Source organism: Chitinophaga sp. OAE865 (genome assembly GCF_040546735.1).
GTDB classification, from domain to species: Bacteria; Bacteroidota; Bacteroidia; order Chitinophagales; family Chitinophagaceae; genus Chitinophaga; species Chitinophaga polysaccharea_A.
Map to the genome: position 1 here is coordinate 4104912 of NZ_JBEPOF010000001.1, position 24599 is coordinate 4129510.

Below are 24599 nucleotides of genomic sequence, written 5' to 3' on the forward strand. Positions count from 1 at the left end.
GTATAAGTTTATTCTAAAATTATTTTATGAACACTACTGTTACAGACATACCTACCACGCGGGGTGTGCTCACCCCCGATGCCTGCAAAGACCTGTTCTATGCAGGATCGGCGGAGGAATATAATGCTGCTATGCGCATGGCTGTGAAAATGGTGAATACTTTTCTGACCAACACCCGGAAACCTTTCAGTGGTATTAAACCAGACACGCTGGCGGCCGCATTCAGTACCATTGATTTTGATACGCCGCTACCTGATTATAACAGCTTGCTGGAAGAAGTGGATATGCTCTATGTAAAACATGCCACGGCGTTTCACCTGCCACATTACATTGCGCATCTCAACTGCCCCGTGGTGATCCCCGCACTGGCGGCAGAGGTGCTGGTGAGCGCTATCAACTCCTCCCAGGATACTTACGACCAGAGTGCGGGGGGCACCTTTATGGAGAGGAAGATCGTGGACTGGACCGCCGCCGAAATTGGCTACGGTAGTGGCAGCGATGGCATCTTTACGGCAGGGGGGTCCCAGAGCAATATGATGGGACTGCTGCTGGCAAGGGATCATTATGCCTTGAAACACCTGCAGCACAACATCAAACTATCCGGGCTGCCACCGGAAGCCAGCCGTTTCCGCATCTTTGTTTCTGAGAAATCGCATTTCAGTAACCAGAAAAATGCGGCACTGCTTGGCCTGGGAGAAAAAGCGCTTGTTAATATTCCTACCGACCACCGTTTCCGCATGGATGCCAGCCTGCTGGAAGCCGCTATTATCCGGGAACAGGAGCTGGGTAATATTCCTGTTGCCATTGTAGCTACCGCTGGTACCACCGATTTTGGCAACCTCGACCCGCTGCTGAAAATAGGCCGCCTGGCCAATAAGCATGGTATCTGGCTGCATGTGGATGCTGCTTATGGCTGCGGCCTGCTGCTCACCGAAAAATACCGGCACCTGCTCAACGGGCTGGAACTGGCCGATTCGGTGACCGTGGATTATCATAAATCATTTTTCCAGCCTATCAGCAGCAGCGCGTTCATCGTAAAACATAAACAATCACTCGATATTATCCGACATCATGCAGACTATCTCAACCCCGAGGAACAGGACTATGAAGAACTGCCTGCACAGATCAATAAATCCGTTACACAGAGTACCCGCCGGTTTGATGCATTGAAACTCTGGTTCACCTTACGCCTCATGGGCAAAAAAAAGTTGGGGGAATATACAGACGCTATCATTGATACCGCTGCCGCTGCAGCCCGCCTGCTGGCAGAAGAGCCGGACTTTGAGCTCCTGAGCCATTCTGACCTTGGCGTACTTGTATTCAGGTATCTGCCAAAGGACCGTCTCATCCCTGATCCGGATGCTTTCAACCTGGCTATAAAGAGATCCATGTTCTTCAGCGGGGAAGTGCTTGTAGCCAGTACAAAAGTGAACGGGCACTTTTATCTCAAATTCACGATACTGAATCCACTCACAACGCTGAACGATATCTGCAATATCCTGACAATCATTAAACGACATGGAAAAGACACACTCAATTAAAGCACCTCTCCACCACGTGGCAGAACAACTGAACTTCACGGTGCTGCTCAATAACTGCTGCGCGGAGCTTAACAACAGCACCTTGTATGAAGGTGTTCCCAAATATGACGAAGCACTGGCAAACTGGTTTAACAGTACCGGCTATACGTTGCATCTCAGGTTCAGCTTCCCCGATCATAATGCAGAAGTATATGCACCACTGCGGTATGCCTCCGTGTCAAAAAAGCACAGTTATCATTTTCCCGTGGCGGAAAGGAATATGGTCACAGATGAGATCACCGTAATAGGACCGGAACGCTTCCTGGAACTGGCTGCCATACACGCCCGCCGTTCACATCCCACTGCCGCTGCAGTCAATATCATTCACCGGCTGCGTAGCAGCATCCATAATATGGGCATCTTCCTGGAACATTTCCGGGAAACCGGGAAAGACCCGGGAAAACCGGTAATGACCTTCCTGGAAGCGGAACAGCTGCTGCCTGCAGGACATAGTACCCATGTGCTTAGTAAAGGAAGGGAAGGATTTTCCGGAGATGACCTGCTGCATTATTCTCCCGAAACCGGAGGACGTTTCCAGCTGCATTATTTTCTCCTGCACCCCGCACTCGTTACGGAAAAAAATGCCGGCGGCCCGCTGCCATCGCATATACTGAGGGATCAGCTGCAGGAATATACGAAAGAAGAGATTCCTGTAAGCATATTGCTGAACAGCCATCCCGATTATAAAGTCACTGCCGTGCACCCCTGGGAAGCAAAATACCTGCTGAACGATCCGCGGGTAAAACAATTGCACGCTTCCGGGCAACTGTACAACCTGGGTAAGCACGGCCCCCTGTTCAGTGCTACTGCATCTGTAAGAACGGTGTACAATGAAGAAAGCGACTGGATGTTTAAATTTTCCCTGCATGTGAAAATTACCAGCGCCGCAAGGATCAACCATCTACACGAATTGCACAGGGGATACGACGTTGCCCGCCTGCTGGCTACGCCGGAGGGACAACAACTGCAGCAAAGCATTCCCACTGCCGGTATCATCTGTGATCCCGCTTTTATTGCCGTTGTAGTGGGTGGAAGTGTCATCGACGGTTTCAGCACTTCCATGCGGGAAAACCCGTTTAAAAAAGCAGCAGCTCAAAAGAACGTGGGACTACTGGCATCTTTCTGCCAGGAAGCGCTGCCAGGTGAAAAGGCCAGGATAACCCGTGTTATTGAAGGCGCTGCGGCGGCTACCGGTAAATCTGCAACAGAAACAGCGGCTGTATGGTATACGCAATACCTGGAGCTGTTGCTGGAGCCTGTTATCCGCCTGTTCAACAACGGAGGCATCGCCTGTGAGCTGCATCAGCAGAATACCCTGCTGGAACTGGATGCAAAGGGATTCCCTGCCAGGGTATGGTTCCGGGATAATCAGAGCTTTCTTTTCAGGAAAAGTTTTCATGAACAGCTATCGGCTATTGTGCCGGGAATAGGGGAAACGGGAAAAGGATTTATCCCCGACGAGCGATTGTTTGAATTGTTATCGCATTACCTCATTATCAGCAACCTGGTGGGGCTGGCCAACAGCATTGCCGCCAATGGCCTCGCCGATGAAAGTGAACTGGTGGATATCCTGTACAACCGGCTGAAGGAACTGCAGCCTGCGGATCCCAGCGGTTTTATTGAATATGTGCTGCAACGGAGGTATCTCACAGAAAAGGCAAACCTGCTCACTTCTCTATGTAATATCGATGGCGGTGAAAGTCCTGCTGCGGTGTTACAGGTGAATTATCCCAATGTATTGCATACCCATTTCTTTTCAAGGCAGCTTATACAACCGGCGGGAAAGCAAATATGCTATAGCCGTTATTTTCCAAAGGAAGATGTGGTGATCACCCTTCGTCCTGTGGATCTCGACAGAGACCTGGAAATGTTGCATGAATGGTTCAACAGAGAGCATGCCATTAAGATCTGGCAAATGAACTGGCCTCTCCGGCAACTGGAAACCTATTACCGTACGCTGTTACCCGGCGACATGATGTACAGCTATATCGGGGAGGCCAATGGAGAACCCACCTTCAATATTGAAGTGTATTGGGCCATCCGGGACCTTGTAGGCGATTATTACGATGTATTGCCTACCGACTATGGCACGCACCAGTTTATTGCGCCTACAGACCCTAAAAAGAAGTTTGCCTCGCCTTCCACACAATGCATGGTAGATTATGTATTTGCACAGCCGGAAGTAGGCAAGATGGTAGGAGAGGGCGCTGTAGATTCGCTGGCCTCCATGATGAACAAAGCCCACGTTGGCTTCAAAATACAGAAGGTGATCGAAATGCCGCATAAAAAGGCCAATCTCAACTTCTGCTACCGGGAATGGTACTGGGCCAAATTCCCGCAGAATAAAGATATCACGATCACCCCGGAGGCGGAAGCCGCCATAAAATTTTTTTAAGATGAATACAAAAAAGGTTTACGCTGTAATAGGTATTGGTATAGGCCCCTTTAACCTTGGCATGGCGGCGCTTATTGCACCGGTAAAGGAACTGCCCGCCCTGTTCTTTGACCAGGCAGATGAATTTAACTGGCATCCCGGGCTCATGTTTGATCATGTTACGCTTCAAACGCCTTTCCTGTGCGATTGTGTATCAATGGCAGATCCTACCAGCCCTTACAGCTTCCTTAATTTTCTGAAGGAAACCGGCAGGTTATACCAGTTCTTTATCAGGGAAAACTTTTTCGTTCTGCGGAAAGAATATAACCGCTATTGTAAATGGGTGGCCTCCAAACTTCCTTCCTGCCGCTTTTCACAGCGGGTAACAGGTATTGCTTACCGGGATGGGTTATACGAAGTAACCGTGCAGCATACCAGGACCGGGCAGGCCGCTACCTTTTTTGCGGAAAGGATAGTGTTGGGTACCGGCACCCAACCTGCATTGCCTGCCTTTGCGGCCGGCGGGAAATTTAAAAAGGTGATCCATACTGCTTCGTACATTCCCCGTCGAGATGAAATACTGGCAGGGGGATCAGTAACGGTTATCGGCTCGGGACAAAGCGCTGCGGAGGTATTCTTCGACCTGCTGCAACGCAGGAGCCCCGGCTTTACGATCAGCTGGTTCACCCGGCCCGACCGGTTTTTCCCAATGGAATATTCCAAACTTACCCTGGAGCTTACTTCGCCTGATTTCGTGGATTACTTCTACCATATGCCCGCTGCCCGGAGAAAAGACCTGTTGGATATACAGAAGTCGCAGTTCAAAGGAATCAACTACGACCTGATCAACGATATCTGGGATGCGCTTTATGAGCTGAGTGTAGACGGCGAGGATACCGGAGTAAGGATACAGCCGGGTGTGCAGCTCGATAATATCCGCGAAGATAACAGCGGCGCATATACGCTGGATCTTACCGAGGTGCAGCAGCAGCAGCACTTCAGCACCTCTACCGCTTTTGTGGTACTGGGAACAGGCTACAAATACCAGGAGCCGGCTTTTCTGCAGGGTATAGCTGCCCGTATTGCGCGTGATGCCGATGGTAAGTTTGAGGTACGCCGTAATTACGCCATTGATCATGAAGGCCGCGAAATATTTGTGCAGAATGCCGAAACGCATTCGCATAGCCTTATCTCCACTGATCTTGGCATGGGCGCCTACCGGAATTCTTTCATCATCAATGAAATGGCGGGCCGCGAAATATACAGGACAGAACAGCGTATCGCCTTCCAGGACTTTGGCGTACAGGGAAGGAATACCGCTACCAGGGCCGGGCAATTGGCAGCGCTGCCGGCATAATTATTATTTAACATTATAGCTACTTGCAACAATGATTACTCACGGAATATTTGAAGGAATTTCACACCTGGAAACCACCGTATGGCAAGAGGTGAATTTAAACCTACTGGCCAAAAGCCTGGCAGAGCTTATGCATGAACAGGTGCTTACCCCCCTGGAAACGGAACGCGGTGAGAACGGGCTAACGCAGTTCCGTATTAATACCGACCGTGAAAATGTATGGTATACCTTTTCCGCCAGTCCGCGTATGCTGGACTACTGGCATGTATACAGCCACAGTATCCGGAGATGCCAGGATAACAGGTGTTTGCCCGCGGCTGATGTGCCTTTGTTTTTTACAGACATGCAGCAAACCCTCGGCATAAAGCCGTCTACCCTTGCCCGTTATATCGAAGAACTGAACAATACTTTGTTTGCCGACGCCACGATGCGCTTCCGGGGGCGACCCTCTGCAGCGGCACTGGCTGCGGCAGGCTACCAGGAAGTGGAACACCAGATGGATGGTCATCCCTGGGTGATTGTGAACAAAGGCCGTATTGGCTTTGATGCGCACGACTATCGCCGGTATGCACCGGAACATAACCGGGAAGTGCTCCTGTCCTGGATCGCCGTTCACCGCAGCCGCGCAACTTTCAGGTCGCTGGAAGAGATCAGCGAAACCGCTTTCCTGGAGCAGGAACTGGGTAAAGAAAAACTGGATGCATTTAAAAGCATACTAACCGGTAAAGGGCTTAACGCCGCCGACTATACGTTTATTCCCGTGCATGAATGGCAATGGAATAATAAAGTGTTGCTGCAGTTTTCCGGTGAAATTGCCAATAATTTCCTGGTGCCGCTGGGCACAGGCAATGATGTATATACGCCACAGCAAAGTATCCGCACTTTCTATAATGTTACGCATCCACATAAGCATTATGTAAAAATGGCGATCTCCATATTGAGTACCGGGAATATCCGGGGGTTGTCGCCGCGCCAGATGGCCATTGCCCCGCACATTACGGCCTGGGTAAAAGGTATGCTGGAAAAGGACACTGTGCTGCATAACATGGGCCTCATCCTGCTGGGGGAAGTGGCTACTGTTACTTACCTGCATCCGCATTACACCGCCATTGCCAATGCTCCTTACCAGTTTAATGAAATGCTGGGCGTATTGTGGCGGGAAAGTGCAGAGCAATTTGTACGCCCCGGAGAAACCATTGTAACCATGGCTTCCCTTTTATATGTAGATGATGAAGGGAAGAGCCTTGCCGGTGCATTGATAGCCCGCTCGGGGCTTACCACAGCTGCCTGGCTGAAGGCTTATCTCACCGCCTATCTCAAGCCATTGCTGCATATTTATTATGCGCATTCGCTTTGCGTAACGCCGCATGGTGAAAATATCATCCTGGTGATGAAGGACCACATACCTGCCCGCATTATCATCAAGGATTTTGTGGATGATATAGTGCTCACTGCAGAAGCCAGGGAGAAATTGCCGGCAGACCTGGCAGACGGGCTGATACAATCTTCCAACAAGGAGAATGTGCCCCTGTTCATCCTGCTGGGCGTATTTGACGCCTTCTTCCGTTACCTGTCGGACGTACTACATACTTGCGATGGCTTCAACGAACGCCTGTTCTGGAAGGAAGTAGCGGATACTATTGCCGCCTACCAGCAGGAACACCCGGAACTGCAGGAGCGGTTTGTAAAGTATGATCTGTACGTGGAAACATTCAAGCGGTTTTATATCAACAGCCTGCGTTTGCTGTATCATGGTTATGAAGACCGTACTGATTTTGCCATTCCCCCGAAAGGCGGCGTATTGGTGAACCCGTTGGTGGAAGTGGCTGTGGAGGCATTAAAAACAGCATAGTTGAACATTATACAGCGATTAATCAATACATGAAAACGATCCTGGCGCAAACGCGCTCTTTTTTACACCTGCTCAGGACCGCTTTCCTGGGCAAGGAAAAAACATTTACTACGGGAGGCATCAACCGGGCCATCGTATTGCTTTCGGTGCCAATGGTAATGGAACTGCTGATGGAATCGCTGTTTGTATGCACCAACCTGTTTTTTGTGAGCAGGATGGGGGCAGGCGCTGTAGCCATTGTGGGCACTGCGGAAACAGTAGTGTCTTTTGTTTATTCGGTATCCATTGGTTTGAGTATTGCCGCTTCTGCCATGGTTTCCCGGCGGGTAGGGGAAAAGCAATTTGAAACAGCGGGGCTTACGGCTATGCAGATCATTTATGTTGGATTGGTGATGTCGTTTCTGTTAAGCACGGTATTGTTTGTGTTTAACCGGGAAGTGCTTTCCCTGGCAGGCATCCCTACGGCCATGCTGCAGGAGGCGGATGTATTTTCCCGGCTGATGTTCGGCAGTGTTTTTTTCCTGATCATGCGGATTACCATGAACGGTGTTTTCCGGGGGGCGGGAGATGCCGCCACCGCTATGCGTACGTTGTGGTTATCGAACACGATCAATATCCTGTTATGTCCGCTGCTTATTTTCGGTTGGGGGCCGGTGCCTGCGCTGGGCCTGGCGGGAGTGGCCCTGGCTGCCGTTATAGCACGGGTGGTGGGCGTATTGTACCAGGTTGTTTTCCTGGCACAGCGCCGGTCTGTACTTGTTATCGGCAAAGCGCAACTGGTACCGTCGCCGGAAATTATCCGGAAAGTTGTTAAGCTGGCATTTGCAGGTACCCTCCAGTATATGATCCCTTCTTCCAGCTGGTTGCTGATGATCCGTATTATTTCTCATTTCGGCAGCGATGCACTGGCCGGTTATGTGATTGCACAGCGGATAGGATCGGTGGTAACCATGCCGGCGTGGGGAATAGGGAATGCGGCAGGGATCCTTACAGGGCAGAATATAGGCGCCAACCAGGTAGCGCGTGCAGAAGCTTCTGTATGGAAAGCGGGGCTGATCAATACCTGCTTTTTAGGGATCATAGCAGTGGTGTGGCAGTTTTATGCCGTACCGGTGGTGGGCCTGTTCACCAGTGTGCCCGCCGTATCCGGTAATGCTGTTACTTACCTGCATTACATCTCTGTTGCGTATGTGCTTTTAGGGTATACCATGGTGATTTCCCGGGCGCTGAATGCAGCTGGTGAAGTAACGGTGGTGTCACTGCTGTATATACTGATGTTTTACCTCACCCAGATCCCTTTGTCTTACTTGCTTGGCATCAGGATGGCTATGGGGCCCGACGGAATATTCCTGGCCATCCTTGTATCGGAAATTGTGCTGGCATCTGCCTGTATCATTGTTTTCCGGAAAGGAAGATGGAAATACAGGAAACTATAAGGAAAGAATTATTTAACAAACAAAAAAAGAACAAATGAGTATTTCACAACAATTCAATGAAGCAGTATCAAAAGCATTATCAGTGCCTGCAGATATGGTAACTGATGAACTGGAGTATCAAAGCATTCCTGAATGGGACTCCATGACGCACCTGGTACTGGTGGCCGGGCTGGAAACGACCTTTGGTATTGCTATCGACATGGACGACGTACTGGAGATGGGAAGTATTGGTAAGATCAAAACATTACTGAAGAAATATAACGTAGAAGTAGTTTGATAGAAAACTTAATTAAAAAAGAATGAAACTCTATGACCTGATACGGAGCAATGATAAACTTGGTTTTATCGATGCCCTGAGCGGGAAACGCTATCTAGCCAGCAGTTTTCACCGGTCGCTGGAAATAGATAACCACCGGGGCATTGTATTTATTTACTGCGATAACCTCGTGGGTTCGGTGGAAGTGCTGCTCAATTTCCTCGACAGCCGCTTTGCGGTAACCCTTTTAAGCGCACAGCTGAACAGCTCCTTTAAAGAGGACCTGGAAAACCGTTACCGGCCTTATTATATTTATGACCCGGTTAGAACAGATATAAGCGGATTTGAGTTGTTCCGGGCCGGTGAAAATATCCGGCTGTTCCGCAGCAGGCAGCGTACGCTTTACCCCGTTCATGCAGATATTAAATTACTGCTCAGCACCTCCGGCTCTACAGGTTCGCCAAAGTTTGTAAAGCTCTCGGACGATAACCTGGTGCATAACGCCCGGTCCATTCTGGATTATATGCCTATCCAGCCACACGATACCGTTCCGCTGAATGTGCCCATCGTCTTTGTGTATGGCTTTTCTATTTTCACTACCAATTGCATAGCCGGCGGTAATATCCTCTGCACCAGCCACGATGTATTAAGGAAGGAGTTCTGGGACGACTTCCATAAATACCAATGCGCTACCATTGGCGGTGTACCTTACGTGTATGAAATGCTGCAGCGCATCGGTTTTTTCCGGAAAAATTGTTCTTCGCTGCGCTATATGACCCAAACCGGCGGCATATTAAATCATACGCTCACGAAAACTATTGCCGGATACTGCGCCACCTGGAATAAGCAGTTCTATATGCAGTACGGGCAAACAGAAGCCTCCGGCCGTATGGCTTACCTCGACCCGGCCGACATCCTGAAAAAAGAAAGCTCTATTGGCTTTCCTGTGAAAGGAGGCAGGTTTGAAATAGACGACGCCACCGGTGAACTGATCTATTACGGGAAGAATGTATTTGGCGGCTATGCCACCAACTACCAGGACCTGAACGAATATCAGCATACCAATAAATTATATACCGGCGACGTAGCCAGGAAGGATGAGGAGGGATACTACTTCATAACGGGAAGGATTAAACGTATTATGAAGCTTTATGGTACCCGGATGAACCTGGATGAAGTGGAACTGATCCTTAAAAATGCACTTGGCGGGCAAACCTTTGTTTGCTTTGGGCTGGAAGATAAATACCTGGCTATACTGCACCTGAACGATGAACTGCCGGAAGATGCTATTAAACAGGTACTCAAAGAAAAAATGGGACTACATCCCGGCTCGCTTCGGGTTAAGTATGTACATGCACTGCCGCTGACCCCCAATGGCAAAGTAGATTATGCTGCTGTAACAGACCTTGTATAACAACCATAGGCGCAAACCCGGGCATTGTCCCGGGACGCCTTTTCTTCCCGGGGAAGCCCGGGCTGACTCTTTTTTCCTTTTTCGTAAATTTTTTTCCGGCTTCGTCATACCTGGTTGTTGGGAAGCCGGTAATTTTGCCGCGTTTCCGGTAAGCTGGCAGGAATCCCGCGGGGCTCCTTCTTCTTATCTCATTTTCAACCTGAACTATTAATATGAAAATTGATTCCCGATTAATGAGCAGAGCCCTTTTTACAATGATATTAATGTGCGCGATGCAGTTGTTCACGGCTGGAGTATATGCACAAACAACCCCCTCCCTGTATGGAAAAGTGGTAACTTCAGACGGGCAACCCGTGAAAGATGTAATGGTGGCGATCCTTGAAACAAGGCAGCAAACGGTGACCGGGAGTGATGGTGGCTACAGGTTTGATCATGTAAAAGCAGGCGCTTATACAATAAGGATCGCCATGCCCGGTTTACCGGCTATGAAAAAAAACATTACTGTAGCAACCGGAGCGGATAACAAGGCCGATTTTACCCTGAGCGAAAGCTCGGTGGGATTACAGGAAGTAGAGATCAGCTCCCGTAAGCTGGGCAAAGAGCTGAATAAGGAAAGCGAAACGGTGGCAAAGCTGCCGCTGAAATACCTGGAAAACCCGCAGGTGTATACCACTTTGTCTGATAAGCTGCTTACAGAACAGGTGATCACCGATCTGAGCGACGGGCTGAAAAATGCCCCGGGTATTGTGAAGATGCAGGGGAGTATTGGTCGCAGCGGTGATGGCGCCGTTTATTACAATCTTCGTGGCTTTCCTACGAGGATATCTATGGTAGATGGTTTACCGGGGCAAACAAACGGTGAAATTGACCCCGCCAATGTGCAGTCGGTTGAAATTATCAAGGGGCCATCCGGCACTTTATTCGGTGGCGCTGTAACCTCTTTTGGCGGTCTTATCAATGTAACCACCAAGAAGCCGCTGGATACTTTAGGCGGGGAGGTGTCATATACTGGTGGCAGTTATAACCTGAGCCGTATTACGGCTGATATCTATGGTCCGCTGAATAAAAGCAAAACGCTTACTGCCCGGGTGAATGCAGCTTATCATACCCGCAACAGTTTCCAGGATGCAGGATCCAGGAAATCGTTTTTCCTGGCGCCCGTCATTAATTATAAAATGAGCGATCGTACCATTATCACGCTTGGTGCAGAGTTCTTCAGCTATGAAGGAACCAACCCTTCCATTATCTTCCTTAGCCGTACCCGCAAATTTTTCGCTGCCACACCAAAGGAACTGAACTTCGACTGGAGCCGCTCCTATACCAGCGACGATATTACGCTGAAAGCCCCGTCTGTTAATGTTCACGGGCGCATCGATCACCAGCTCGGCAAAGGGTGGGTGTCCGGTACCAGCTTCTCCAGGAATACACGTAAAACAGACGGCATGTACCAATATGAGTTCATACGCGGTAATACAAGCGACGACTTACTGGAGCGTAATGTACAATTACAGAATGCGGATGCAACTACCACCAGCATCCAACAGAACTTTACCGGCGATTTTCGTATAGGCGGTATCCGTAACAGGCTGATCGTAGGATTGGATTACCTGAACCAGACGGCTAACACTAATAATTCCGCGATAGTTAAATATGATACCATCAGTGGTTCCAATCCTGATTACAAAAAATATTCGATGCTGTCGCTGGCAACAGCCACCGGTAAAATAGTAGCAGCCGGTGCTGCACCTACCAAAACCTATAGCTCCAACAATGTTTACGGTGTGTATGCTTCCGATGTTATCAATATTACCGATAACCTGCTGGCCATGCTGAGCCTGCGGCTGGATTACTTTGCCAGTAATGGAACGCTCAACTATGTAACCGGTAAAATTGTGACCGACAGCCGGTTTTATCAAACCGCCCTTTCCCCGAAGTTTGGCCTGGTGTACCAGGTGATCCCCGGAAAGGTATCTGTATTCGGTAACTATATGAATGGCTTCAGCAATGTGGCGCCGGTAACACAGCCGGTGCCTGATGTAAACGGCAACTTTAAACCGCAGCAGGCCAACCAGGCTGAAGGTGGTGTGAAACTGGACCTGCTGGATAACCGGCTTACTTTTACTGCCAGCTATTATGATATTGAAGTGAAGAATATTACACGCAGCGAGAACTATAAGTATAACGGAAGCGATTATACGATTACCGTGCAGGATGGTACACAGAAAAGTAAAGGCATAGAACTGGAACTGATGGCAGCTCCTGTCAGGGGACTTAATATCATGGCCGGCTACAGCCATAATAACAGTAAGCTGAATACCAGCGGTAAAGATGCAGATGGTACCCGGCCATCTTCCGCAGGCCCTGCGGATATTGCCAATGCGTGGATCAGCTACACGATCCCGGTGGGCAAACTACGCGGCTTTGGTATAGGCGCCGGCGGTAATTATGTAAGCGAACATGTAACCGCCAATACAGTTACTACCGGTACATTTACGTTCCCTTCGTATACTCTGCTGAATGCCACGGCATTTTACGATGCCCGCAAATTCAGGGTAGGACTGAAGTTCGATAATATCACCAATGCGGAGTATTATGTAGGGCAGGGCGTTATCAGTCCGCAGATGCCGTTTAATTTTTCCGGGAACATTACTGTGAAATTCTGAAACTAACTATCACTACTATCCCATTAAAAGGCTGTTCCGGTAAAACGGGATGGCCTTTTTAGTTTACACCGGCAGGTAACTGTCATATGCTTATCTTCGCATAGTCATGGCCTCTTACATACTTACATTGCAACTCGATCCGGCCGCCACGGAGCTCTTCAACCGCCTGCGGCGGCAGTATTATCCTGCCCATGCAAATGAAGTAGCTGCGCATCTGAGTTTGTTTTACCGCCTGCCGGCAGATGAGCCAGGCATCATAGCTTCTTTGGATACGATGCCGGCGCAGCCTTCTTTTGTACTGCAGGTGAATGATGTGCAGCGTTATACCAACGGTATCGCCTACACGCTGATGTCGGAGGAGCTGCAGGTATTACATACATCATTGCAAAAGCAATGGGAGCAGTGGCTTATTCCGCGCGACCGGCAGCCTTTGCGCCCGCATATTACCATCATGAACCAGGTAACGGCCTTTAAAGCGCAACAAGCGCATGAAGCATTGAAAGCGGCGTTTATTCCTTTCGCGGTAATCGCCACGGGAGTACAGTTGTGGCGATACCTGAAAGGGCCGTGGAAGCTGGAAAGGACTTATGGTTTCCTTACATAAAAAAAGCCTTCCGCATGAAGGGAAGGCTTTTTCGTTGATGCAGCTGGTTGTTACCTGATAATCCTGTTCACATGTTTTATTTTCACCACCACTTCATAGGTGCCTTCCTGGAAGATCTGGAACTGGAACCTTGGGTTCACGCTGTATACCTTATCGCTGGTAGGCGTGTACCCCGGGTCTATTGTTACAAACTGGCTGGGGATACGATAGTAGATCAGGTATCCGTAAGCGCTTTGCAGTAAGGGGAATGGGGTGGTTTCAAAATTGCACACCATGCTGGTATCTGTTTTCTCCAGCGGGTGAAACTGTGCATAGGTCTGGAAATCGCTGCGGTCGCCTCTCCTGATGATCTCGCCTTTGGCCGGGTTAAAGTAGCGGCCGTTCTGGTCGGCGATCTTCAGGATGATATTGGTGCCTTCATCAGAAATTTTCCGGATGGTAACGGTGGGCACACCGAGGTCGCCGTTGGCATCGCTGCCATCTTTGAACCAGGCGGCGCCGCCATCGCCCACGTGATAGGGCGGTTCATCTATCAGGGTGAAGGTGGCAATGTTCTTATATACCTTGGTGCCGTTTTGATTGGAAGCCTGGATATCAAATTCATAGGTACCCAGCGGCACTTTGATGGAAGTACCGTAAAAAGTAAAGGCGCCGGTATGCTCATTGAATTCAAAGCAGGGAGAGTTTACTTTCTGCCTTTTCTTATTCAGCAATTCTACCGTGGTATCTTTTTCCGGGTCAAATTTCCCGATCCATTCATAGCGCTCATAATTGGTGAATACAGAGTCGGCATGCGTATGCTTTTCTGCATCGCGGATGTCGAGCAGCTTATATACTACCGGTGCGCTGGAACCGTCGTTGCTTACGGGATTGGTGGATTGTATCTGTCCACGTTTTATTTTGATGGGGTTATCGACGTAGCGTATCTGGTTGCTGAGAAAACCGTTTTCCACTTTGGAGCAACCATACATAGCTGCAGTAACAGCCATCACCACGGCGCCGAATATTTTTATATTTTTTTTCATGATCATTGCGTAAAGGTGAAAACTCAGTTAAACGTATCTCCGAAATAAGTGAATGTGTGATTGTTGTTCAGCACATGCAACACCCCGTTGGTGGTGAGGATCCCGGTTGTCTGACATCGTGTTTGCAGGTATTGTTCCGGTATGGTGTTGGCCAGTTCCGCATCGGTGGTTGGCACCGGGTGACCGGGCTTGGCTACCAGTTTGGTCAGGTACAGGTATACGGGGTATTGGGTAAATACGCTGCCGTCTGTATAGTCGGTGCTTGGAATGCCCTGTATCAGTCGCAGTTCCCCGTCGTTGGCCTTATACAGTTTCCCGGTTTTGGTAGCCTTGTCTAATGTGATGATATCTTTGAAAAGATATGCCCGCAGGGAATCTCTCATTACACCAAAATCCAGCGAATCAAAAGTAAAGACATAGTTAGGATCCACTCTCCGTGTACGTTCCAGCTCCTGGCGCAGCACAATATAATTGTACAGATCGTAGTCGGTGATGGCAAAGAAAGTGCCGGTGGCGTTTACTTCTTCCTTTAAACCTGTTTTATCGATCAGCAACAGTACGGTATCAAAAAGCGGGTTGGTTTTCAGGTAATCGTAAGTCGTCATGTTCACATGCGGGTCATGCACACTGCCGCCGATCGTATAATCCTTTTTACAGGAGAATAAAACCACGGCTACCAAAGCGATGAAAGAAAGATATATTTTATGTTTCATACAGCTGATTTTATTGGTTTAAAGTTTACCTCTCCAGTAAGGAGTTTGCGTAAGGGTGAAATCGTCTTTGAACATGGTTGGATCAATGGGCCATAACCAGCCGCCATTCTGGAACTGATCGCCAGGGAAATGTTCGTTGTAATCGGTCAGTTTTTTATTACGCACCAGGTCATAATAGGCATGGCCTTCGTAGAAGAGCTCCCGCAGGCGTTCTTCCAGGATGGTAGTGGCCAGTTCGTCGCCCGCGCCTGTGTAGTTGTCAAGCCCCGCCCGTTGGCGCACCTGGTTAAGCAGCGGTAATGCGTCGCCGTCTTTTTTAAGTTTGTTCAATGCTTCAGCTCTCAGCAGCAATATATCCGCTAACCTGAAAATATTGAGGTTATTGGTCATGCGGGGATCTCTTTTCGTAGATCCGTCGGCGTAGGCAATGTTGGAATACTTGATGATCTGTCCCTGGTTACCGCCTAATCCGTAGAAGAAATCCTTAAAGCGGATATCTTTGTCGCGGTTGTCATAAATAGAGAGGTAGTTCTCGTTTACCGGCCATTCTATATAGCTTTTTCCATCAATGAAGGGCATCATCAGTGTTACGCCTGCGCCGCCATTGGTGGCGAGGGAAAGGCCTTCCGACTGGCCGTCGTTGATATTGATCTCAAAGATGCCTTCCTGTGTTTTACCGATGAACACTTTCATGTAGTTGGTGGAATCAAGAAGTGCGTAACCGCCTTTGGTGATCACTTCATTGGCAGCGGCTTCACAGCCGGCGTAATCGCCCTTCCATGCCAGGATATGTGCCTGCAGCGCGAATGCGGCGCCTTTGTTGGCCCTTACAGCACGTTCGGATTCATCTTCATAACCAAAATCAAGGTTTTGTTTGGCAATCTCCAGGTCGGCCAGGCATTGTTTCCATACGCTGTCGGCCGGGCTTCTCGGGATATTTTTTGCAGATGATACATCCAGGTCCGGCTCCAGTTTCAAAGGCACATCTCCCCAGATCCTGCTCATATAGAAGTAAGTGAATGCGCGGAGGAAATAGGCTTCCCCGATCACATGCCGTTTGTTATTGATGTTGGTGAATTTGCTGTCGTCGATACCCGGTACCTTATTGATGATCAGGTTCACCTGTTGCAACAGCTGGTAATACTGTTGCCAGTTCCAGTTGCCGCTGCCCACGTTCAGGCCCACAAATTCCCCGTTGGAAATATTGAAGTTGCCATTGTCGCGGCCACCGTCGATGCTCAGTTCCCCGGAAACAATATCGCCGTATTTATGCCAGGAGTTATCGCGGATCAGGATATTGCGCAGGATGGCATAGGCCCCGGCCAGCGAAGTTTTGGCATCCGTTTCAGTAGAAAAATAGGCGTTGGTAAAAGTAGAGTTATGCGGTTCCAGGTCCAGTATTTTGGAGCAGGACGACACCAGGGCAGCTGCGGAAATCACAGCAGCTGCATAAGCGATATATAAGCGTTGTTTCTTCATGATTTTCGTTTTGATGGTTAAAGGCTAAGATCCAGACCCAGTGTGAACTTCCTGGGAATAGGATAACCACTGCCGCTGTATACGCCAAAGGCATCTACCTGTTCAGGATCAGGGATATTCCTGGATTGTTTCAGGATGAACAGGTTGTCGGCCAGCGCATAGATCCTTAAACGTCTGAAATGGATCTTATCCAATACGCTTTGGTTGAAGGAGTAGGAGAGCGACACATTTTTCACGCGGAAGTAAGCGCCGCTTTCGATCCATGCAGAGCTCACCATGGCGTATTTATAGCGGGTACCGTTTACAGAGCTTAAACTTGGATACTGTGCATTATCTCCCGGGTTCCTCCAGTAATTGATGTTGCTCAGGTCTGGCATGGAGTGGGTGGAAAGGGAGTGATACGGATCAGGATCGCCATCGTCTGTAGGCACCAGCTGGGAGAGCTTCCCGGCGAGGTAGTCGTTGAACACTTTACGGCCTGCGGTGAAAGTACAGAATACATACAGTGTGAAATTCTTGTAGCTGAAGGTATTGCCAAAACCGCCGGTTACTTTGGGGTTAGGGTTGCCTGCTGGTATATAGTCGGTATTATCAAGCACGCCATCGCCGTTGGAGTCCTGCCAGATCGGGTCTCCGCCTTTGAAAGGATAGCCATAGAAAACGAGCGGTAAGCCGGTGGCCTTGTTAATGGGCACATCTGCATCTGTAAAGTAGATACCTGTTTTGTTGAACACGTTATAGGAGTTCAGCGGTTGTCCCTGGCGGAGCAGGTATTTATCCAGGTAAATATCGCGGCCTCCGTTTGGCAGGGAGGTAATGAGGTTATCGTTATGGGCGAGGTTCAGTAAAGCCTGCCATTGGAATTTGGAAGATGGCTTCAGGATGTTGGCAATGAGCTGCAGTTCCACACCGGTGTTGCGTATACCAATAGCGTTGGCGGTGAGGATAGAGTAACCGGTAGTAACCGGTACATTCAGGTTAAAGATACCGCCGTTGGTATTTTTAATGTAAGCATCTGCCACGATATTGAAACGGCCGTTGTATAAAGTTACATCCAGACCGAGGTTGCTTTGTGTGCTCTTTTCCCAGCTCAGGTTATTGTTGGTAAGCCCTTTGTCGAAATCGAGCGATACAGCGGGAACGCCGTTGTATGCAAAGGCATAGTTGCTACCGGTAGCAGGATTGGTGCTGCCTGCAAATTCGCCGGCGCCTACGCGGTAAGTATTATAGGAGAGGTAGTTGTCGCCTCCATCCGGTTGCCGGCCTGCTACTCCATAGCTGGCGCGCAGCTTCAGGAGGGTAAGCCAGCTGCTGGCGGATTTCAGGGCAGGCTCGTCGCTGATCACCCAACCACCGGATACAGAGGGGAAGTAGCCCCAGCGGTTATTTTTACCAAAGCGGGAAGAGGCATCGGCAGTAATTACGGCCGATAAGAGGTAACGTTCCTTGTAACCATAGTTCGCTCTCAGGAACAGCGATTGAATACCGCTCTGCAACAGGTCGGAACGGGTATCGGCCAGGTTTTTATTGAGCACAGTTACCGTGCGGATCTGGTCGTTCGGGATACCGATGGCACTTGACTGCGTGGCGCGGTATTCCCAGTACTCCGTATTTTGCCCGGCCAGGAGGTTCAGCGAGTGATTGGTATTAAACGTGGTGGTATACTGGAGGGTATTGCTCATTAAGTAGTTATTGGATTTATCTACAAAACTGACAGCTTTACCCGTTCCGTCTCTTCTCACAGCGCCGGGCGTATAGGAGTCCATCCGGCTGTTGGTTTGTGTAAAGGAGATCACCGTGGTGAAGTTGAATTTACTGGAGATCTTCCAGTCGATGATAGGGCTGATAGACAGGTTATCGTTGCTGTTCTGATCGGTGCCGCTGGTAGTGTTACCAAAGATAAAATCTTTGTTGGCCTGCGTCATATAAAGCAGGGAAGTGGGCAGTGCGCTGGAGGCGTAGTACCCGCCGTTAAACGGACCGTATCCGCCGGAAAGATCGTTGATGGATCTTGGACGGTCTATTTTTGAATAGCGGATCTGCGTATTGATCTGCAGGTTAGGGGAGAGGTTCAGCCCTGTGCTGCTGCTGAAGCTGTAGCGTTTCAGCCCGGATTTCCGGATAATGCCTTCTTCATTGTAATAGTTGAAGCCGTAGCGGTAGTTGATCAGGTTATTGCCACCGGAAATGGAGAGGTCGTAGTTATCTACGCGGCCGGTTTGATACATACCGCCCTGGTAATCGTTCGCATTGTTGAAAGCAGGGTTAAGGCTATCCGTAAGCACCTGCGGAATATTTTTCAGGGTGCCCCAGTTGCCATAGTGATTGATCAGCTCCATTTTTGCGCGGCGTTCTTCAGCGCCTATCAGCACTTTATCCAGCTGTGGCATTTCGGTGAAGCCGTGATAGGTGGCAAAATCAATTTTTGGTTTCCCGGTGATCCCTCTTTTTGTTTTGATGATGATAACGCCGCCGGCGCCTCTTGATCCGTAGATTGCGGCAGCAGAGGCATCTTTCAGGATATCGATGCTTTGGATATCGTTGATGGAAATGCCGGCCAGTACATCCGTATTGGTACCGGAGCCGTAGCTGATGGCGGCAATATCTTCTGTGGTTTGCGGTACGCCGTCGATCACGTAGAGCGGGCCGCTCAATGCGCGGGCCAGACTTGTTTTTCCGGCATTGCTGGTAAAGTCGCTGTTGATGTTGCGGCTTACGGCGGTATTACCACGCATTACCACGTTGCTTCTTACGCCGGGCTCACCGGAGTAGTTCTGTACATCCAGGCCGGGGGCGCGTCCCTGCAGCAATGCGTCCAATGTAGGCGCGGGTACATCCAGCAGGGCTTTGGGGTTCACAGAAGTCACCGCCGCCGTTACCGTTTTGCGGGATGTTTCCTGGTAACCGATCACCACTACGTCTTTCAGTACTTTTTTGTCTACCGGCAATGTAATGTTCAGGTGTGCATTGGCTTCCGTTACCGTTACTGATTTCGGAAGATAGCCCAGCATACTGAAGGTAAGTGTGCTGCCGGAGTTCATTTTAAGTGTGTAGCTGCCATCCGGCCCGGTGATAGCGCCTGATTTGCTGTCTGAAATGCTCACAGACACACCCGGCAGCGGGTTTCCGTCTGAGCCATCTTTTACCGTACCTGAAACAGTGATCTGCGTGGAAGCAGGTTTTACCTGTGCGGTACCTCCCAGGCATAGGAAGGTGAGGCAGAGCGTTAATAACATCACAGCGCTGTTACGGCTGTTTTGTGTAAAATTAACAGTCATGTAAATTGATTTGAAACTGATGAATGATACTGGTATGCTGATTATCCAGTTGTTATTATGATATTGGTTGATCTATTTTGCCCGGAATCAATAATGCTAAACGTTGACTAATTTTGGTTTGATAAAATATTGCTCTTACCGGTGGGCAACGTGTTTTACATGATGCTCCCCGCTGTTATTAAGTGAATTTTGGTCTGATAAAATACTTATATTGCTAAATCGATTTTCTAAACAAATCACAGGTCTTTGAACGTGAGGATGAAATTAGTATGAAAGGGAAAAGTAACTTGTTAATGAAATTTAAAAGATTGTAAACAATTTTAAAAAGAGCGGGCTTTGCGGCGGCCTGTATCTCCCTGTGGGCAGGCAAAGGGGGGATTTTTCCCGGCAGATGAATATATATCTTAAAAATATTATATTTACAGTGTAAAACAGATTGCCTGTACCGAAATTATACCTATGAAACAACGCTACTTTTTAATCAGCGTACTGCTGACTATTTTCAGTATCCACAGTTTTGCGCAGCAGGGCCCAAACCCGGGGAGCAGGGCCAAAGCAGCCGCAGTATTCACTAAACTGCTCAATGATGCCGCCTCCGTATATCCGCCGGAGTTATCTTACCTCACGGAGGCCGGCGCTAAAATTGAATCCTCCTTTCATGTGAGCGAAGATGGGATCCTGTCGGTGACCTTTCGTTACCCGGTGGAAACCAGTTATAGTCTTTACCGCCTCAGTGCGCCGGTGAGCGCCATTAAAGGCGTGTTTTATGACTATTACATAGGGTTGGAATTTGAAGGCGCGGTGGTAAAAATAGAAGAGAGTGAAAAGGGCAGCCGTGAGCTGAAGGAAAGTAATACGCTGGCGCTTTTTCATATTGCCAGGCCCGGCGACGGGCCACAGGGCGAGAAGTTGAAAGCCAGGATGGAGCAGGCTTTGCAGGTGTTCCGGGAGAGTTATAAGTAAAATGGATCCTGAGAAAGGGAAGGCACTCCGCCTTCCCTTTCTGTTTAATTCAAATCCGGAAACTGTTTGCTGACAAAACCAATGAAGGTCCATATCTCCAGCACTTCTCCAATGTCTACAGTGAACGGCTCATAATCACTGTTCAGCGAATGAAGTGATAGGGTACCGTTCTGTTTAATGTGGTTAACTACCACTTTAAAAACAATATCTTCTTCTCCGCCTTTCAGTACCAGGACGCAGGCAGTATTGTCTTTTAAATGCGACCAGTCCTGCAGGTATTGCGCAATAACGTGGCTGCCGTCCGGGATGGGCTCCATGGAATTCCCGATAATGGGGAACATACGGATGGTTTTGCCCCTGGGCAGGTCTGGCAGGGAGAACTTTGGCAGTGCCGAAATAAAATCCGGATCACTAAAGCCGCTGCGGTAGCCTGCACGGGCCCGTGCAGGTATAAATTCCATATTTTCCTCGTTGCTATTGTCTACAGTAATGGGAAGTATACGTATATGCCTGCCTGTTAGGTCTGTTCTATTTCCTGCTTCCAGTTCCAGGAGTTGTTCTTCCGTGAGGCTTGACAGGTCTGTTTTTATCATAACATCCAGGTCTATTTTGAAATAGCCGGAAATCAGCACCAGGTCTTCCATCCGGGGATTGCGCGTTTTACCGCTTTCCTGTGCAGTGATCTTGTTCCGGTTCAGGCCCAGCAGGCCGGATAAATGTTGCTGGGAGATCTTCTTTCGTGTCCGTAATAATTTCAGATTAGCGGCCCAGAAAAGAGACTGTTTGTCCATGTATTATATATTTATAATAAATTGTATTTATAACTAATAAGAACAAATGTATGTTTTTTTTACTCATTCTGTTTATTCAGTAAACTGTTTAATTGCTGATAGAGAGATTCTCCGGTAAGGTCTTTATTAAAGATCATGCCGGTAGAATCGATGAGGAAGTTCTGTGGGATGGCTTTCACGCCATATACCCTGGCGGCGTGGTTCCTGTCTGTTTTGGGATCGGCCAGGTTGGTCCATACCATACTATCTTCTTTAATTGCCTGCAGTAAATATTTCCGGTCGGCCGGAGGGTCGAGCGCCACGCTGATGATGGTAAAGTTTTTATCCTTGAATTGCTTATAGGCTTCCAGGATCTTGCGATGCTCGCGTCTGCAGGGCTCGCACCAGGAAGCCCAGAAATCGAGGAATACGGTTTTCCCTTTAAAATCGGAGAGCCTTACCATTTTCCCGTTCATATCCGGTACTTCAAAGTCGGGTGCATCTGAGCCTACAGTAAGGTTCCTGGCCCGGGCAATTTCTGCGGCGAAGGCTTTGCCTTCGGGAGTGTTACGTACTTCTTCCGATAATTTAAGGAAGATAGGTTCTATCATATCAGGGTTTACATCCAGGCCGGCCAGTTCTTCCAGTGCCATGAGGCTGTAGAAGGAATTGGGATTTTCCGCGATGTATTTGTGCTGGAGCAGCTTTTGCGCTTCACGCGATACCTGGTAGCGCAGGGCCAGTTGCTGCTGGAATCCTTTGTCTTCTTTTTTCGCGGCGGAGGCCCTGTTGTATTCTTTTGACAGCTGCCGGATCGATTTGAGAACAGACTTCATGGATTTTTTAAAATAATCTTCTTCATCGTTGATGGGAGAGAAGATGCGGGCATTGCTTACCCGTCCGTTTATAGTCACTTTGATATCTCCTTTTTCCAGGTAAAAGATCCTGGTATCAGCATCGGGAGGGAGCTCCATGAAATTCATGCCGCTGCCTTTGGTGTCCAGGATGAGCATGGCGCGCATAGGGCCGTCTATCGTCCCTTCAAACCGGAATCCGCCGTTTTTTACTTCTGCAGAATCCACTACCAGGGCTTCATTCACCACTTTGTTCAGGTATATTTTTGCAGGTCCGTTCTGTTTGGTGAGCTTGCCGTTCAGTATATATCTGGCGGGTTGGGCATTTACGAATATGGGCAAACACAGTGCTATAAGTGTTATTTTTTTCATAAGATCTGCTGTATGAGAGCTAAACTATCAACAAAATATATTCATTTGTATGACCAAAGCTTTGTTAAAAGCTGATTAACAAAAAATAGGGTTATGGCAAATCAAAGTAAGTCGCCGCACATTCTGAACACTTCCACCAATCTCCTGGGCTTTTGCCTGATAGTGCTTACCTCCATTAAAGTAGCGGGGTTTAATCATGCCACCGTTATAGATGATTGTACCGGTATAGCGGCTATATTGCTGATGGCAAGCTGCCTGTTATCTTTTTTATCATTGAAGAGCAGGTATGGGAAAACGAGTGAAAGGCTGGAGCAAATAGCGGATTATACATTTCTCGTGGCACTGATATGCATTAGTATCACAATTGTTTTCGTATCTTTTAATTTGCTGAGCTAACCGGTATTGACGGGATGTTTGTCAGATCGATTATTGGCAGGACTGTTTACGGTTTAATTATATTATATCCCCTTACCATGAAGATTCGCATTTATGAAGAAACCAGGAAGGTCTGGAACATATTGTCTGAGCGGAACGATCCGCCTGACCTGGCCCTGGAGATGGAGATCCATAAGAAGGTACTTAGTTTTTTCCAGGTGGGAGAGTGCTATTATTTTATATTCAATGCAGTAAGGGGAGAGCTGGATTATATGCATCCCTGCGTATACGACGTGTTGGGATATACTCCGGACGAGTGCTCTATTACCGAGATGATGTTGCGTATTCACCCGGAAGATGTGGCCAGCTTCCTGGAGTTTGAACAGGCGGCGGTTGATTTTTTTTCCCGGCTGCCGCCGGAGAAAGTATTGAAGTATAAAGTTCGTTACGACCTGCGGGTGCGTAAGGCCAATGGCGAATATGTGCGGATGCTGCAGCAGTCGACCTGCATACAGCATGACGAAACCGGCGCTGTGCTGCGCAGCCTATGCGTACATACCGATATTACGCACCTGAAGCCCACCGGCAGCCCCACCTTGTCTTTTGTAGGACTTGACGGGGAGCCTTCCTTTTCCAATGTAAAGATCAGGAAGATGTTTATGCCCGCCAGGGAAGTGCTTACCAGGAGAGAGAAGGAAATACTCCGTTTAGTCCTGGATGGTATGCCCAGCCGGGAGATTGCCATTCATTTAAACATCAGTAAGCTTACAGTAGATAAGCACCGTAAGAATATGCTGAAGAAAACAGGCATTAAGTCTGCCGCCGAACTGGTAGTACGGGCGGTGAAGGAGGGCTGGGTATAACGCGCGGATTTTGTCTGACGCGGATTTTGTCTGACTCAGGATTAAACTGATTACGCTGATTACGCTGATTTGATTACTTTGGATTTAAACTGATTTGGGGAGATTAAGCGGATACTTTCCTTATTTCTCCCGAATCTTTTAAAATCATTACAAAATCCAATCAGCGTAATCAGCGTAATCAGTTTAATCCTGAGTCAGACAAAATCCGCGTCAGACAAAATCCGCGGGATAATTGGTAATATTGATCTTTTTTTATAACATTGTTATTGTAAAAGATATCAACCAAAGATTCACAGTAAACGACCAGAACAATAAAAGAGAAACTCCGATTCTCGTTTTTTTTGTCCATTAAGCAAAAACGTTTTAGCATA

The 24599-nt window shown here is 48.5% G+C and carries 18 protein-coding genes; 12 read left to right on the forward strand and 6 right to left on the reverse strand.

Translation table 11 applies throughout. The features are described from left to right. Positions 1-26 precede the first annotated feature (26 nt). The 9 genes from ABIE50_RS16670 to ABIE50_RS16710 all read left to right on the forward strand — a co-directional run bounded on the left by ABIE50_RS16670 (position 27) and on the right by ABIE50_RS16710 (position 13536). Positions 27-1541, forward strand: coding sequence for a pyridoxal phosphate-dependent decarboxylase family protein (locus ABIE50_RS16670; protein ID WP_209857439.1), 1515 nt, complete (start codon positions 27-29; stop codon positions 1539-1541). Continuing rightward, positions 1519-3975, forward strand: coding sequence for a GNAT family N-acetyltransferase (locus ABIE50_RS16675; protein WP_209857441.1), 2457 nt, complete (start codon positions 1519-1521; stop codon positions 3973-3975). Before ABIE50_RS16670 ends, ABIE50_RS16675 begins: the two co-directional genes overlap by 23 nt. Position 3976: 1 nt before the next feature. Then, positions 3977-5311 (forward strand): lysine N(6)-hydroxylase/L-ornithine N(5)-oxygenase family protein, encoded by a 1335-nt coding sequence (locus ABIE50_RS16680; protein WP_209857443.1) that lies wholly within the window; start codon positions 3977-3979, stop codon positions 5309-5311. A 31-nt stretch (positions 5312-5342) separates the two neighbouring features. Further along, positions 5343-7163, forward strand: a complete 1821-nt coding sequence (locus ABIE50_RS16685) for an IucA/IucC family protein (RefSeq protein WP_209857445.1) — start codon at positions 5343-5345, stop codon at positions 7161-7163. A 29-nt stretch (positions 7164-7192) separates the two neighbouring features. Next, positions 7193-8599 carry an MATE family efflux transporter gene (locus ABIE50_RS16690; RefSeq protein WP_209857447.1) on the forward strand — a complete coding sequence of 469 codons (1407 nt, stop codon included), beginning with the start codon at positions 7193-7195 and terminating at the stop codon, positions 8597-8599. Positions 8600-8633: 34 nt separating this feature from the next. Further along, positions 8634-8876, forward strand: a complete 243-nt coding sequence (locus tag ABIE50_RS16695; RefSeq protein WP_142686714.1) for an acyl carrier protein — start codon at positions 8634-8636, stop codon at positions 8874-8876. 22 nt (positions 8877-8898) lie between these two features. Further along, positions 8899-10269, forward strand: coding sequence for an AMP-binding protein (locus ABIE50_RS16700; protein WP_209857448.1), 1371 nt, complete (start codon positions 8899-8901; stop codon positions 10267-10269). Positions 10270-10502: 233 nt separating this feature from the next. Beyond that, the gene (locus ABIE50_RS16705; RefSeq protein WP_209857450.1) at positions 10503-12932 is read left to right on the forward strand and encodes a TonB-dependent siderophore receptor; all 2430 of its coding nucleotides are present in this window, start codon (positions 10503-10505) and stop codon (positions 12930-12932) included. Between the two features lie 106 nt (positions 12933-13038). Beyond that, positions 13039-13536 carry a 2'-5' RNA ligase family protein gene (locus ABIE50_RS16710; RefSeq protein WP_209857451.1) on the forward strand — a complete coding sequence of 166 codons (498 nt, stop codon included), beginning with the start codon at positions 13039-13041 and terminating at the stop codon, positions 13534-13536. A 50-nt stretch (positions 13537-13586) separates the two neighbouring features. Here ABIE50_RS16710 and ABIE50_RS16715 read toward each other — a convergent pair whose 3' ends face one another. From ABIE50_RS16715 to ABIE50_RS16730, 4 genes are read right to left on the reverse strand one after another with little or no spacing between them, the layout of a single operon-like run. Continuing rightward, on the reverse strand, positions 13587-14561 hold the full coding sequence (locus ABIE50_RS16715; protein WP_209857452.1) for a DUF5007 domain-containing protein: 975 nt from the start codon (positions 14559-14561) through the stop codon (positions 13587-13589). A gap of 23 nt (positions 14562-14584) precedes the next feature. After that, a complete protein-coding gene (locus ABIE50_RS16720; RefSeq protein WP_209857453.1) occupies positions 14585-15274 on the reverse strand; it encodes a hypothetical protein in 690 nt (229 codons plus the stop codon). Between the two features lie 18 nt (positions 15275-15292). Next, positions 15293-16753, reverse strand: coding sequence for a RagB/SusD family nutrient uptake outer membrane protein (locus ABIE50_RS16725; protein WP_209857454.1), 1461 nt, complete (start codon positions 16751-16753; stop codon positions 15293-15295). A 17-nt stretch (positions 16754-16770) separates the two neighbouring features. After that, positions 16771-20031, reverse strand: coding sequence for a SusC/RagA family TonB-linked outer membrane protein (locus ABIE50_RS16730; protein ID WP_209857455.1), 3261 nt, complete (start codon positions 20029-20031; stop codon positions 16771-16773). A 459-nt stretch (positions 20032-20490) separates the two neighbouring features. Between ABIE50_RS16730 and ABIE50_RS16735 the strand changes: the two genes are divergently transcribed. Continuing rightward, a complete protein-coding gene (locus ABIE50_RS16735; protein WP_209857456.1) occupies positions 20491-20994 on the forward strand; it encodes a hypothetical protein in 504 nt (167 codons plus the stop codon). A gap of 44 nt (positions 20995-21038) precedes the next feature. Here the strand turns inward: ABIE50_RS16735 and ABIE50_RS16740 are convergent, their stop codons facing one another. Then, positions 21039-21785: an XRE family transcriptional regulator gene (locus ABIE50_RS16740; protein WP_209857457.1), complete on the reverse strand. Its 747-nt coding sequence runs from the start codon at positions 21783-21785 to the stop codon at positions 21039-21041. A gap of 59 nt (positions 21786-21844) precedes the next feature. After that, positions 21845-22990, reverse strand: a complete 1146-nt coding sequence (locus ABIE50_RS16745) for a redoxin domain-containing protein (protein WP_209857458.1) — start codon at positions 22988-22990, stop codon at positions 21845-21847. A gap of 93 nt (positions 22991-23083) precedes the next feature. Between ABIE50_RS16745 and ABIE50_RS16750 the strand changes: the two genes are divergently transcribed. Together ABIE50_RS16750 and ABIE50_RS16755 are read left to right on the forward strand one after the other, a co-directional pair. Next, positions 23084-23386 (forward strand): hypothetical protein, encoded by a 303-nt coding sequence (locus ABIE50_RS16750; protein WP_209857459.1) that lies wholly within the window; start codon positions 23084-23086, stop codon positions 23384-23386. A gap of 77 nt (positions 23387-23463) precedes the next feature. Continuing rightward, positions 23464-24228: a LuxR C-terminal-related transcriptional regulator gene (locus tag ABIE50_RS16755; protein ID WP_209857460.1), complete on the forward strand. Its 765-nt coding sequence runs from the start codon at positions 23464-23466 to the stop codon at positions 24226-24228. Positions 24229-24599: the final 371 nt, after the last annotated feature.